This is a genomic window from Sphingobacterium sp. UBA7631 (genome assembly GCF_002483935.1).
Taxonomy (GTDB): Bacteria; Bacteroidota; Bacteroidia; order Sphingobacteriales; family Sphingobacteriaceae; genus Sphingobacterium; species Sphingobacterium multivorum.
Map to the genome: position 1 here is coordinate 466,864 of NZ_DLIX01000002.1, position 13,799 is coordinate 480,662.

Consider the following 13,799-nt stretch of genomic DNA (forward strand, 5'->3'; position numbering starts at 1 on the left):
GGAGCGGAATTATGGGGACTTATTCAATGCCGCTAAGGTCCGACGGCAAAATAGATCCTGATAGGGCACATAAGTTTACTCTGGTTGAAGGCGTTGGTGCAGGTTATGGTAATAACCACGACAATTTCATTATCACAGACAAATTAATAAATATGAAAGTAATATATAGTATACTCATCTTGCTAACTATTGGATGTAGTGATCCAAATAATTGTGAAGAAACTAAACAATATGCTGAAAGTCCCGAGGCCAATATTATTCTGTTAAAAAAACCTAAGATAAAGTTTGAAGATTTTATCCTTATTGGAGTTGATCCTATTACCAAAAGAGATACCGTACAATTACTGCCTGGTAGGTGGTTTTACCAAGTGACTTCTTTTTGTGATTTAGGTGATACCATTGTTAAACGGAAGGGCGTTCCCATTATTGAAGTCCATAAAACAAAAAAGATGTTCGATACCACTCGGATTGACATAGAATTAACTTGTAACGGTTATCTCATAAATGGAAAAACTGTAAAGCGGTGGAATGAATTTGAAGAAAGTTATGGTAATAAGTTGAATAGATCGTATAACTCCCGTTAACATGAAGGGTACACATCATTAGAAATATTTATGATAACAAGCAATAGGACAGATATACTCCCATACGATAGGAATCATTATATTGAATTCCTCTTTGGCGAGCATATTTCATCACTTAAGTGGTACGGTGTTTCCTTTCAAGTAGAAAATCATCCTCATATTCATGTTTGTTGTATATGTATGCTCAGAATTGTTGATTTATATACGAAATACGCTGAAAAATAGGTAATGGTGGAGTTATGGAAAGTCAGCACAATAAACATCGTAAGAAATAAACTTCCGTAACATAGCATTATGAAAATATATTTAAAAATGGGCAATCAGAAATGAAAAAAACGAAACAGATTCTACATTGGTTGCTAGCCAGCATGATGAGTTGCCTGCTGCTTATATCAAGCTGCAATGGACCTGTTGTTGAAAATAACAAGATAGACAGCGCATCTAGGACAAACAGTGCTTATATAAAAGTTATCTTTGAAAATGGACTTATCCAAGATGATAAATTTAGCTTTTCAACGTTTCAACGAAATATATTTGATTACGATGCTGTTGCAAAGGTCCATGATAAACTACTAGATAGTGCCGAATGGAACAAGTTGTATAAAACGATAGTAAATAAATATCGAACCCAGGGAGATACCGTTAATCACGATGACAATAAAATGTATCCCTATGGCGACTATAAAATTTACCTGATTACATCTAAAGATGATATCTTGTTAATTAATAATGATAACGATATTTTTTATAGGAGCAAAAACGGCATCGTCACGTTTCGGGATAAGGATTTTGGGGATAAAATTAGATCGCTGATTGACTATTACAATTATTTTGAGAAGGTCGATCTGATCTATTTATCTGGAAATTCAGCATTTTTGGATAAACATAAATATGAGGCGATAAAAAATCCACCAAGTCCACCAAAAACTTATTATGAAGTCGATGTAAAATATAAATAGGAGCGTATGGGATTACGATTGTTACTACTAGTTTGTTTATCAGCTTTTTTTTGTAGTTGTCATTCTGACAACAAGAAAGTGGCTTCAATAGATCCTCGTCCTAATGAAGTTAGCTTTTCTAGAGAAGACGCAGACACATTGGACAAATCCGCAAGTATTAGGACGTTTGTTCTAAGCGATAGTAGTGAATTTTTTTACGATCGAAATGATCTACTTTTTGTATACGGAAAAACAAAAGGGAACAGACTTTTTATGGGGCGCTTACTGTGGTTTAGAAACTATTTTAAGGAAAATATGGATACCGAGATAAGTTTCTCGCAATTTCTTAATAATCTCTTAACGAATCCGCAAGATGAAGCTTTTATAGCCGAAATAGTTGATAAATATGGGATTTTTAATCAAGATCCAGAAGTATTAAAATACGTTGACCAACCTATTTCAGAAGCTATCGAACGATTTACGTCCCGTATTCCTGGATCGGCTATATTGCGCTTGGAAGATGAGTTTCTCAGTCCTCTTGATACAAAATATTCTATTGCTTATCTGTTCTATTTAAAAGGTTTTTCACTTGATGAAGATGATTATGAACCGCATAGTTTTTTTGTTCCGTTGAATAAAAATAATTGATGTATTGTTTCTTTCGATTGCTCATTAAATAAAGTAGCTGCTGCATTGTTTTGCGTAAAAACTTACTAAATAACCCCAAAAACCCACAATGAATATTAGGGCGAGAAAACTAATTATGAAAAACCTATTTAAAATTATAGCGTGCTTAGTCATCATTCTTCAGCTAATATTTTTGGTCGACAAAGGCAATGATTTGATAAATTATGAAGGATATTTAGGACTTCCAAAAGGTTCCTACGGCTACCCTGTTCCATATCACAGTATAGTGTCAATATGCTGTCTAATCACATTGTTCACTATAAATATGCTGATCTTAATCATTAAGAAGAGGCGCTTTTTTTATCATACCTCAATAGCGCTTACTACAATATACATGGTAATTATTGGATCTGATCTTTATTTGCATAGATATTCAAATCCAGTCCTTTTTAAAGAAATCTTATTTATTTCTTTAGTAATATTGCTTTTTACTTCATTGATCCCTAGATTTAACGATCTAAACGCAAAGTTAAATATAAATAAGCTAATCCTGATTTTAGCACTTACCTTTGGTATTCTGATGTTTTTGCTTTGGTTCCGAGTCATAGGATAATTATTATGAATTTTACGGTTTGTTATATGAAAACTGTTTACGGAGATGTAGAACGATCCGTGACGTTAACGCGAGATATTATGCATAATAAATGGATTAACTTTCTGGAACGACATTTAGGTAAACATGAAATAGCCGGTTTGTCGGATGAGATGGAGATTGAAGGGGATTTAGGTATTTCCGGAGAGGATGGCTATGAATTTTTCGAAGACTTTTGTACAACTTTTAATATTAAGACCAATGGTAACAAAGCGGATGATTTTTTTCATCCAGAGCCGTCTTTTGATATTTTTAACTTATTGTTTTTGAAAAGGGACGTGGGCCAGAAGAAAAAGCTTACCATAGGAATGCTTAAGAATATTATTGTACAGGGATCTTTTTAAGTATTTTAAGGAAGAAGGCTCGTATTCTTCGAATATTGATATTTCATCGAGTGAACTGCCATTCGTTTTGAAAGTACTGGATCATTCGCATATCGACCTATTAAGTGTGGATAAAAAGCTGCTGTTGCAATTTCGGGACGCTAGATATCTTTAGATAGTGGTAAAAAAGGTGCCAAGACAGATGTAGTTTGGTTGACAGTTTATAAAAAGTAAGAAGGTTATGAAATTTAAAGTTCGATTTCCTGCTCCTTATCAAGTTATCGATGTAGATGATGATAACCTTGATATCAATATTATTTTGGAGAATGATGAGGTTTATTTTGGAACATTGTTTACGTTGACCAATATCGATAAACTGATGGAGAAAAATCGTGAAATCTATTTTTGGTCTACAGACATGCTTATTGTAAAAGAGCTCTCTTATCAGGGGATTCATGCAGCGCTCCAAGCTGTATTAAATGAGGGCTATTTTAACTCAGTTTTCAGTAAAATAGGTGTGGTCAAGGATATTTATTCCAATATGGAGTGGAAAGATTTTTCGGAAGTAGTATCGGAGTTAAAGGTGCAATTCATTGAATGAAACTAATGTAACAAGGCCAATGCTGATAGACGAGCTTTGGTTATTAAACCTATTCGGTAATTGAATTATCGGAGAGGGGCAAATTTAAATGGAAAAATAAATTTAGTTGCTTGTAGGAAGCAAAGGTATGATAAATAAAATATTACAGTTAGATTTTGTGCTGTCAAAATGGTTTGCAGGAAAGAGGAAGACAGAAAATGTAGTTCCTGGACTAGCTTATTTATTCTTAAGTAAAGTAATCTATTTAGGGGAAGTATTAGTCTTTTTAATTTTAAAATTAGTAGGTGTTAAGGAGCCTATCTTTATGGCATTTGGTATTGTGATCTATAGTCTATTAGTCATTTTAACTGGCCGTTCACCCATTGAACAAACCGTGAGAAATCCAGTATTTGAGAAAAACTATAAGAGTTTAAGTAAATCTCAGGTCTATATAAGAAGAGCCATTGCTCTTTTTATATTAATAGCATGTTTCTTTTTTATGATAGTTGGCTCGATTATGATCGGGAGAATAAAGTTTTGATAACAAGGATTTATAGCGCTCCAAGCATCTATTTACCTTAATTTAATAAAAGACCCATTCGTTTCGTTTTTCCATCCGTCAGAAATCCGAATAGACTGATCACTAAATTCTTTTCTATAGTTCAATCTGTTTCAATTTAATGTGAACAATTTGAACATATTTTTCCTTGTAATCATCCGTGAGAAAGCTATAATCAATCAATTCTTTAACTTTATCAGCATTTTTTCTGAAGTCTTTATAAATATTATTTCTTACGAGCTCAGATATTCCCAAACTTTGCGCAAGCTGGTTAAAATCTGACCGTTTTATTTTTCGTTTACGACCACCCAATGTGAGAGCCATATCTTCCTTATCTTTTGGGTAGATTAAGTTAACATTGATGAGATCGTATGCTGGTGATAATATAACACCATGATTTGTATGCATGAGTGAAAAATTCTTGAGATGCATGTCGTTATTTCCAGTTAAAAAGCTAAATAGCACGAGCCTAAAATATTTGATTGCATCTAATCCTGTGTTGGATGCAAATTGCTTGATGATTTTTCCTACGCGTTCATAGGAGCTATTGTATTTTTGCTCGGTCAGAAGCTGCGATAATTGACATAAATCTTCAACGTGGATTTTTTTGCCCTTCTTTCGGTCAAATCGTTTTGTAATGTATGCTAGTTCTCCTGTGGAAGTTCGTATTAATCCGTGTTTTGCTGTTTCTATCTTAAATAGCGCTGCGAGGTGCATGGTCAGATCTTCTACTTCCGGCATGAGAAGATATTCTTTTGATTGAGGTTTTAGAATATAATCTCCCCAAAGACCAACTAAGGTAAGTCGCTTATTGCCTTTTTCTCCATTTAGACTGAGTGATATTTTTGGCTGTACGCCAGTTATTGCCAATCGCTCAGCTACAGTAACTTCGCCTAATTTTCTCAATTTTTCCTGATCCAACTCCAAATAGGGAACTTGGGTTGTTCCAAAAAATACTCTTGAACATGCTGCATGATACTCCCCAGTTTCAACTGGCTTATAGCAAAATAAACAATTAGCCATCGCTTTCCGCCTCCATCGGATAAACAGAAACTGCTCCTATAGTGTCTCGACAAAGGTTTATCAACAGCGCAAAACGATCTCTGGGATTGAGTTTCCAATGTTTTTCACCGATTTCCAATAACCATCCTTCAGGAATTAATCCATCAAAAAACGGAAATAATATATTGCTATAATAAGTGTTTTCGGAAATCGGTAAAGTTAAACTGATAGGTTGTGGATCCATTTTTTTTAGATAATTCTCGTCATAACTAAATGAATAACCATGATCAGTCTCAATGAGATATCCTGCCAAGTCATCATGAAAGTATATTTTTGCTTCGCGCGCCATCACTCTTTAATTTGATCAATTACACCAACTTCTTTACCGAATAACGCTAATATGTCATTTATTTTGTCTAAACGTAATGTTTTTTTTCCCTGCTCGAAGTCACGCACAAACCTTAAACCGACTCCAGCATTCGCAGCTAAATCTTCCTGTGTTAGCTTTAATTCTTTTCGTTTCTGTTTTACAAACACTCGTAATGAATCCATAATTATACCCTATCTGATATAAATATAATAAATATTCTTAAATTATACTATATCGGGTATAATTTGCGTGTTTTTTAAGTGCTTTATACCCGTTCGGGATTAAGAAGCCTCATTTCTGTCATTTTCATTAGTCTTCTTAGAAATTCTTTAAGGGTAGTGTTATTTAGACGGAACTTCTGTTTCAAGGGATATCTTTTTATATTTAAATGGTACTTTAATGGGGACTTATCGAAGATCACAAGTTTATACCACAAATGGTGGTACTAGGATTTGTCTGATCATGAAAAGCTTGAGAAGATAATGAAATCTGAAGTAAGAAGGCTATGAAGTTGGGCCCGAATAAAATCAGCCGAGGATTATGTCGGTTCAATTAAAATGGGGAAAATAATAAGATTTATGAGAGGAAGCGCATTTATTTGCATGGTCGTCGTAATTTTTACAGTTTCTTGTAATAGTACCCCTAAGGACCATGTTTTGGTTGAGGCCGTAACAGTCAATAGTGATATGTTTGGTGCTTCGGATTACGCTATTGAAATACGAGAAGACTCCTCATATCGGGTAATTGATTATTCCATAGGTCTTGATTCTGCTACGTTAGAATTAATAGACCCTAAAGAAAATCCTCAGTTGTTGGCAAAGAATACTATTACGGGTAAAGCTATAAGGTATGGAAATGCTTTCTTCTTTACTCCTGGTTTTAAACGGGTTGATAAAGCTTTATTACAAAACGGCTTTATGGACTTATATATAGGCGATAGCTTCTTTAGGAGGCTACGACTACAAAAAGGAGATACGTATAGTATAAATTATTTCGATCAAGAGAGGTTTCATGATTATGCAATTTTCAATGCTCCAAAGGATTCTGTTTTTGATAATAGTTATAATCTGAATCAAAGAGATTTAATTTTTATTGATTCTGTTCTAACATCAATTTTGAAAAATAAAGATGGTAACAATGCATTTTACAAACAATTGAAAGTTTATAGTAATTCAGATAGTGTACTTGTTGACGTAAATATTTTCTTAAAGAACAACAAATCTCTGAAGGATTTTTTTAGGTACTATCCTATAATTTCTTTTGATTCGCCCACATATGAAGGTGCCTATGGGAAATTAGAAATTAATCTTTCAAAACGCACTTCTTCAAAATTTTCGCTGGATTAAGAATATGAAAACTAGCAAGTAAACCCAAAAATTATCTTTTGGGCTTACTTTAAAAGGGTTTAATCATTCATCTCGTTATAATAGACATCCGTCTTGCTCAGGATCTGCTGTACCTGTTCGTACTGTTTTTTGCTAAGCCCTGTATCGTTCAAAAAGAAGAGACCGCTCCATTTTATTTTTTTTACGGAAGCCAAAAATGCTTCCCATTGCAGGGGATTATTCGTAAACGGTACAAAAACCAGTTTGGGATTATTGTACAATGCCGCTGGGAAGCTTGTAAATTGATTGAACGAAAAATTGGCCTTTTCCAGTTTTTTTAATGCAGCAATAGATTTCGGCAGCGTCGATAGCCCTGCATGCTCTACCCCGAGTTCCTTCAGCTCCGGTATGCGATCAAATTGATCAGGCAGATCCGTCAGTTTGGTTTCGCCCTTATATTTGCCCGAAAGGTAAAGGAAGGATAGTTTGTCCAAACTAAAAATTTCCTCAGGAAAAGTGCTGAACACATTCCCGTTAAGCCCAAGCTGTTTTAAGTTTTTGAGTTGTGCAAAGGATGCTGGCAAGCTCGTCAAGGGATTATTGCAGTTGAACTCTTCCAGCGCTGTCAGATTGGAAATACTTGCGGGAAGTACACTGAGATTATTTCGGCTTAACGTGATCTTTTTAAGTTTAGGATGGGCTGCTGTGATTTCAGGAAATGTGTCGATGTCCAGGCTGCTGATTTCCAGTGATTCTATTTGACTGCCCTCGTCCATAATCTTTTGTAGTATCTCGCTGCTGAGCTTCTTTCCAGGTATGGAAGAGTTTAGGGACATGGTTTGTACCTGGGACAGATCTGTGTTTACTACTTCCTCCAGTTTCTCCAGATTGAGTTCTTGCCCATCTGTCTTTTTGATACGCACCTGATCTGCCGCCCGCGTAGGCATGGATATCATAACAGGCATGCTTTCCGAAGTACCTGCCTGTTCGATCACCTTTGGTGGCTCGGGGATAGGTTTCACCACTGGTGGCGGGCCCTGTTTCTTCTTTTTTTTCTGCGCTGAAACGGTTAACGTAAGTATGGATAAACTGAATACAATAATATATTTTTTCATGTGTGTACTTTGTCTTTTGTCGTTAAAGCAAAGATGCACATTTTAAGGCTAGTCTTTTCGGTAGATTTATATCCGATCGTTTTGGCTTACGATTCGTTCCACCTGAAACAGTATTTAAAATACAGTCCGAATGAGGTGTCAACGTAAGAAGAGCGGTTGGATTGTAAGAGCTCCCTGATCAATCAATGATCAGGGAGCTTGTTGTTAAAGGGAGTAAGACGATTTGTGAAATAGGCGCTGGGCTATTTCGTTTCGATCTTGTATACGTAAATCGGGATTTCTGGGTCTTTGACAGTGGGTAAAGACAGCTTTAGCGCATCTCTCCCTTGTGTCCATTTCACCTTTGAGGAACTGCCGAGAAGCGCTAAACTTTTGATCTCGAGGCTACTTTTTGCAAGCTCCGGGATGTCGATCGTAGCGGTCGAAGGGCTACGCACAAAAAGATAAACATTTTTCCCTCTCTGCGTAAAGCGGTAGTCTGACACGATTTCTTTCGACGTTGCATCATTCACGGCATCTTTCATGTCGGCTTTATCCTTTTCGGTTGCTTTGTTGTCCGACTGCACGGTATGTATTGTTTGTTTGGTTCTGTTCCAGACCGTCGTACCGTAAATCGCTTCACCATTGGTCTTCATCCAGTGTCCAATGATGCGAAGATTTTCCTGACTTTCAACTGGCCAGGTACCATCACCTTTGGGGCCGACATTGAGCAGCAGGTTGCCCCCCTTGCTCACGACTTCAATAAGGTTGCGGACCAACAGCTCGGGGCTTTTCCATTTTGTGTCATGTCTATTGTAACCCCAGTTTTCACTCATCGTGATGCAGGCTTCCCAGTTCTTGCGGGCAGTAGAAACAAGCGACTGCTCAACAACAGCATAATCGCCAAGCCCATTGCCTATCCGGCTGTTGATGATACAGTCGGGCTGGATGGAATGGATCAGATCTTTGATTTCCTGACTTTGTTTTTTGGTGATCAGCTCGGGAGTATCAAACCAGATAATACCGATAGGACCATACTGTGTCAGCAATTCGTGCAGCTGCGGTTTGACCTTGTTTTCGACGTATTTGTTGAGGTCTTTGGCATCTTCGTCGGGATAGTCCCAGGTATTGCTGCGCCCGGCTTTGGTAGGCCAGTTGGTGGGCACATCGGGGTTCTCCCAGTCGCGCCCCAGTGAATAATAGAAGCAGAGCTTGAGGCCGTATTTCTTGCAGGCCACGGCGAGCTCCTTCATCGGATCTTTTGCCCAAGGGGTGCGCTTGACGATGTTATAGTCGCTGACGGCTGAGTTATACATCGCAAATCCATCATGGTGCTTGGCTGTGATCACCAGGTATTTCATGCCGGCATCGTGGGCCATCTGAGCCCAACGGTCGGCATCAAAGCCTGTTGGATTAAACTGATCGGCGATCTTTGCATAGGTCTTGACGGGTATGCGTTCGTAGAGCATAAAATGCTCGCCGCCTTTGGTGGGATGGCCGTCCCAGTCGCCTGCGGTCTGGGAATAGAGCCCCCAGTGCAGAAACAAACCGAATTTACTGTCGGTAAACCAAGGAGCGGGCTGCGCCTGCAGGTTCAACCCGACCAAAGCTAATAGCACAACCAGCAATGGCCCTGCGTTCCTTAAAATTAATTTATGCATTGTATTTCCCAAATCTTTTAACGGTTTTGTACTTTCATGGATGAAACCTTGTCGTTGAAAGTCGAAAGATAAGAAGACGATGATGTGACGACAAGACTGTCGCCCGTAAAATTATCATTATTGTATAACGTCACTTTAACATTGGCCCCAACTTTAATGGAAGAGACGCTATTGTCTGTCACCCCTTTGGCCAATAAATCTGCGGTGGTATATTGCCCTTTGCCAAAGCTTCCTTTCACACCGGCATAGGACGCATTGGAATAGGTATACACCGAATCCTGATTGGTTGTCATGAGCCCGCCGACATAGTTGAATTCGTAAACATTGGATGTTGTATAGCCATTTTGCAATAATAATTTTACCTTAAGCTCATAAGGTGTATTGCTTTTGTAGTAAAGTTCATTGAGATCTATAGTACCTTGGATGACACCAGAGGAAACGGGGGCAAATTTCCAGGTGACTGCATTGTAATCTTTGTTGGCTCCTGTACCTTCGTTGTTCACATTGGGGTCCATATAGACCAGTATCTCACTCACAGGTAAATTGGACGTATAATTTCCAGTAATAAAGATTTTTTGTTGACTGTTATCAATGGCAAATTGAGGTTGTACAGAATATGTAGGTGTTTGGTAAGGGGTAGCTGTCGCTACTGCAGGTTGAAAAACTTCATTTCTGTTGAGAATCGCAGCATCGGAGCCTGTTAGAAAAGTAGGCTGTCCCTTGCTAAAACTCACATTGCCGCTTCCCATCAGTGATGTGCCCAATGTAGGTTCTTCACTGACATATTTAGCGCGGTTATGCGGCAAATTTAATCCATGGCCCAATTCATGTAGCATGCCGCCGAGATAGTTTGAGCTAGGGTTTGGAATTCCATTGACAGACATGGAGGAATTATCTACTGCAAAGCAGTATTTTCCATAGCCATAGAAAGGTTGGCTGTTATCGCCATCTGTTCTTGCAGGCAACAGCACAAGATAGTGATTGTTGGATGAAAATTGGCTTGGATGGGCAGCTCTGTACGTATTGATCTCATTTATAATTTTACCAGCGGATACGGCTGAGCTGTAGGGGTATTCTGCCTGAGCGCCCGCCGCAGGGATTTCAATGATATTAACTAGGCCTGCAGAATCTTTTGCCAGACCCAGATAACTGCTGTAACCATAACGTGCCATCTCATTATGCAGCCAATCCTGGAAATGGACAAATAGTTGAGATAACCGTGTTTTGTAGCCGGGTAAGGCTGGATTGTCTGTGGGGACAAACATGATTATATTGAGATTTACTGGATTAGTCACAAAGGTAAGGTTGGAAAGTGTGGTGTCTATGGCACCATTCGATGACGCTTTTAACCGTTGAGTTTCTGCTGCATTTTGCTCTACCAAGGGCTTTGAACAGGCGAAAAAAAGTGATAGGACCGCGGTCGACAATGCAAATCCTTTCATGATCTGCATCCATCTTTTTGTTTGTTTTGTCATAATTTTTGAAGTAAATAATTTATAATTGTTCATGTATATTGGCGGCTTATAATTATTCAAAATACAAGCCTATAGTAAGAAATGGGGTTGTTTTACAGGGATTTGGAACTAAGTAAACCGTTTCTATAATTTGAAAAATGGTAAAGCGAATAAATGTTATTTGGTGAGAAGAAGACTACCAGACGGGTTTGTCTGATAGTCTAAACTAAACACTAAATAAACAAATGGTCATCTCTTACCATTATTCTTTTGACTTGTTCATATGTCCGCTTTTATTTGGTTACATTGACAATATACCAAACATGGAGTTCGCCAGATCGTATGGTTATGGTATCCTTACCGACGGTTAAGCCGGTAACCAAGCCTGTATTGCTATATGTTGCAATTTCTGGATGTTTGCTGGTATAGGTCGCCTCAGTGACACTGCGGTTTCCCGGATTGACTGCCAGATTGATCTGAAGCGGCGTTCCGATTTTAACAGGAATCTGCATGAAACCTCCAGAAAGTACAGCTTCCCGAACAGTCAAGTTGTCTTTAATGGGCCCCAAGTCCTTTTTGCATGCGTTCAACCCCATAGTTACACATAGGAGGCTAATCAACAGGTAGATATATACTTTAATTTTCATGATGTTATTTTTTTTTTATTCATATTATTTTGCGCCCAGCCATCCTGGATTCTGAACTAGCTGATTACCGTCCAACGTGAGATCATATAAAGGTAACGGCCAGTAGTATCGGTAGTCTGCCCATAAGGCGACACCATTTGTAATGTTGGCACTCCGTGGATAAGCGATGATAAACCCGTTATTATCCAAAAAGATGTCTTTATTGACTTCTTCTTTTAAGGCGATAATAGGTTTGGCGGTATGTGTTCCATCGTACAATTTTCCTTTTTCAGCTGTAAATTTCATGCCGCGTAAGGGCACTGTCATCAGGTTTCCCGCTTTCCAGCGCATCAAATCTTCGTAACGACGGTCTTCCAACACCATTTCAATACGGCGTTCGCGTCTGATTTCACGGATGATGGGGCTAACGGAATAATCAAGTTTTGCAGCATAGATCTCATCAAGCCTAGGATCAGCAGGAAGGTTGCCAAGCTCAAGCTTGCTGCTCGGGTATTTCGCAAAGTCAAATCCTGCACGTTGGCGTAACAGATTGATCGTCCGATCCAGGTCATTCTGTGTCAGCGTGCCTAAAATGGCTTTTGCTTCTGCTAACATCAACAATACCTCTCCATATCGGAATTCAATGGCCGTTTGTTGTCCGTTTGTTGTCGCTTCGTTTTCGGTACGGTCACCCATCCAATGCTTAATGGGTAGATAACCCGTAACAGTTGTGCCGCCGCTCACATTATACGATAATCGAGGATAGGTGATGCCATTTTTCTCCAGACTGGTTGTACCGTCAGTCCTGTTGAATAGTGACCGGTTTTCCCCCGGATAATTAATGGTCTGCTTTAGCCGTGGATCGCGGTTTTCGAGTTCGGACCATAGACCATCATAGCCTTTGAAAAGTGGGTTGGCGGTGTAGCTGCCTGCGGATCCTGACGTATAGATCGGTTTACCGTCAATACACAGATATTCATCGATCAGGCCTCGTGTTGCACCTCCAGCAGGTCTTCCGCCAGAAATACTGTTGTTCTGATCCCAATAACGCTGCGTTGCGTGACCGACAACAGTACCATCATAAACACGGGCTAAGATAGCCTCTTTATTGCCATCGGAATTTGGATCTTTCTTGAATGTGAATAATTTCCAGTAAGGAGTTTCGCCCGTAGCATACAATTGATAGCGACCTGATGCGATGATTTTTTCGCAAGCATCCACAGCTGCTTCCAAAAAAGGTTTTGCTGTGCTTTGTAGAGACAGCTCGTTGTGATAGGTCCTAAAGGAGCCTTCGAACAGGCCTATTCGTGCTTTTAAAAATAGCGCCATATCCTGATTGATACGTCCGTCTGGACGCCCAGTAATACCTTCTAGACCAGCAACAGCCAGATCGATGGTCTTCATTAACGAGTCGGCAACCACCGTTCTTTTATCGCGTGGTTTGTATAATTCCTCGCTGTTGATGTTGAGGTCGCTCGAAAGCCAGGGCACATCGCCGAAAAGCATTAATTTGCGGTAATAATCCATCGACTTAAAGAAATAGGCTTCACCGATATATTTGTTCAATCGCGTGGCATCATTATTCACCGCTGGCAATGCATTGCGGTAGTTTTTGATGAAATAATTGACGGAGCGCAGGTTTTCCCATGTCCAGTCAACTGAAGTACCTGCATTGGGCGGAATAAAGGTGTTGTCCATCATACTACTAATGTTGCCGTAGCGGACCATATTGTCAGTCATAAAGTCGGATGCCAACAAATGGCTGCCACCAACAACATTGGGGTTGACTTTAGCATCAGCCCAGCCCGAACCATGCCCTAGAATATAGCGGTTATAGAGATTATTGAGGTATAATGTCAGCTCTGTTTCGGTATGTAAGGAGTTGTCATTCGATAGTTCAGTTTCGGGACTTAGCTGTAAAAATTTATCGTTACAGGACTGCGTCAGCAAAAGGGAGGAAGCTGTTGCAATCACGATCAATCTGAATATATTTTTTTTCATAGT

The 13,799-nt window shown here is 38.9% G+C and carries 15 protein-coding genes; 7 read left to right on the top strand and 8 right to left on the bottom strand.

Translation table 11 applies throughout. From position 1 onward, the window contains the following. The first annotated feature begins 152 nt into the window (after positions 1 to 152). The 6 genes from B3P16_RS02165 (at position 153) to B3P16_RS02190 (ending at position 4,245) form a co-directional block, all read left to right on the top strand. Positions 153 to 584 (top strand): hypothetical protein, encoded by a 432-nt coding sequence (locus tag B3P16_RS02165; protein ID WP_286841154.1) that lies wholly within the window; start codon positions 153 to 155, stop codon positions 582 to 584. 326 nt (positions 585 to 910) lie between these two features. Then, the gene (locus tag B3P16_RS02170) at positions 911 to 1,543 is read left to right on the top strand and encodes a hypothetical protein (protein ID WP_286841156.1); all 633 of its coding nucleotides are present in this window, start codon (positions 911 to 913) and stop codon (positions 1,541 to 1,543) included. Positions 1,544 to 1,549: 6 nt separating this feature from the next. Then, the gene (locus tag B3P16_RS02175; RefSeq protein WP_286841157.1) at positions 1,550 to 2,170 is read left to right on the top strand and encodes a hypothetical protein; all 621 of its coding nucleotides are present in this window, start codon (positions 1,550 to 1,552) and stop codon (positions 2,168 to 2,170) included. Positions 2,171 to 2,788: 618 nt separating this feature from the next. Further along, the gene (locus B3P16_RS02180; RefSeq protein ID WP_286841158.1) at positions 2,789 to 3,145 is read left to right on the top strand and encodes a DUF1493 family protein; all 357 of its coding nucleotides are present in this window, start codon (positions 2,789 to 2,791) and stop codon (positions 3,143 to 3,145) included. 220 nt (positions 3,146 to 3,365) lie between these two features. Continuing rightward, on the top strand, positions 3,366 to 3,725 hold the full coding sequence (locus B3P16_RS02185; protein WP_286841159.1) for a hypothetical protein: 360 nt from the start codon (positions 3,366 to 3,368) through the stop codon (positions 3,723 to 3,725). 127 nt (positions 3,726 to 3,852) lie between these two features. Next, complete coding sequence (locus tag B3P16_RS02190) at positions 3,853 to 4,245, top strand: hypothetical protein (RefSeq protein ID WP_286841160.1); 393 nt, start codon at positions 3,853 to 3,855, stop codon at positions 4,243 to 4,245. 114 nt (positions 4,246 to 4,359) lie between these two features. Here the strand turns inward: B3P16_RS02190 and B3P16_RS02195 are convergent, their stop codons facing one another. From B3P16_RS02195 to B3P16_RS02205, 3 genes are read right to left on the bottom strand one after another with little or no spacing between them, the layout of a single operon-like run. Then, positions 4,360 to 5,286 (bottom strand): HipA domain-containing protein, encoded by a 927-nt coding sequence (locus B3P16_RS02195; RefSeq protein WP_286841161.1) that lies wholly within the window; start codon positions 5,284 to 5,286, stop codon positions 4,360 to 4,362. Further along, a complete protein-coding gene (locus B3P16_RS02200) occupies positions 5,279 to 5,614 on the bottom strand; it encodes a HipA N-terminal domain-containing protein (protein WP_286841162.1) in 336 nt (111 codons plus the stop codon). The genes B3P16_RS02195 and B3P16_RS02200 overlap by 8 nt, the downstream gene beginning before the upstream one ends. Beyond that, the gene (locus tag B3P16_RS02205) at positions 5,614 to 5,817 is read right to left on the bottom strand and encodes a type II toxin-antitoxin system Y4mF family antitoxin (RefSeq protein ID WP_286841164.1); all 204 of its coding nucleotides are present in this window, start codon (positions 5,815 to 5,817) and stop codon (positions 5,614 to 5,616) included. The genes B3P16_RS02200 and B3P16_RS02205 overlap by 1 nt, the downstream gene beginning before the upstream one ends. A 396-nt stretch (positions 5,818 to 6,213) precedes the next feature. Here B3P16_RS02205 and B3P16_RS02210 point away from each other — a divergent pair, with 396 nt between their 5' ends. After that, positions 6,214 to 6,981: a hypothetical protein gene (locus B3P16_RS02210; RefSeq protein WP_286841165.1), complete on the top strand. Its 768-nt coding sequence runs from the start codon at positions 6,214 to 6,216 to the stop codon at positions 6,979 to 6,981. 59 nt (positions 6,982 to 7,040) lie between these two features. On the opposite strand, the gene B3P16_RS02215 is transcribed toward B3P16_RS02210, so the two are convergent. From B3P16_RS02215 to B3P16_RS02235, 5 genes are all read right to left on the bottom strand, one after another. Further along, on the bottom strand, positions 7,041 to 8,075 hold the full coding sequence (locus B3P16_RS02215) for a leucine-rich repeat domain-containing protein (RefSeq protein ID WP_286841167.1): 1,035 nt from the start codon (positions 8,073 to 8,075) through the stop codon (positions 7,041 to 7,043). 242 nt (positions 8,076 to 8,317) lie between these two features. Continuing rightward, positions 8,318 to 9,715 carry an alpha-L-fucosidase gene (locus B3P16_RS02220; protein ID WP_286841169.1) on the bottom strand — a complete coding sequence of 466 codons (1,398 nt, stop codon included), beginning with the start codon at positions 9,713 to 9,715 and terminating at the stop codon, positions 8,318 to 8,320. Positions 9,716 to 9,732: 17 nt separating this feature from the next. After that, positions 9,733 to 11,190: a hypothetical protein gene (locus tag B3P16_RS02225; RefSeq protein ID WP_286841170.1), complete on the bottom strand. Its 1,458-nt coding sequence runs from the start codon at positions 11,188 to 11,190 to the stop codon at positions 9,733 to 9,735. 272 nt (positions 11,191 to 11,462) lie between these two features. Further along, entirely contained in the window at positions 11,463 to 11,816 is a 354-nt protein-coding gene (locus B3P16_RS02230; protein ID WP_286841171.1) for an Ig-like domain-containing protein, read from the bottom strand. 24 nt (positions 11,817 to 11,840) lie between these two features. Beyond that, positions 11,841 to 13,796 (bottom strand): RagB/SusD family nutrient uptake outer membrane protein, encoded by a 1,956-nt coding sequence (locus B3P16_RS02235; RefSeq protein ID WP_286841173.1) that lies wholly within the window; start codon positions 13,794 to 13,796, stop codon positions 11,841 to 11,843. Positions 13,797 to 13,799: the final 3 nt, after the last annotated feature.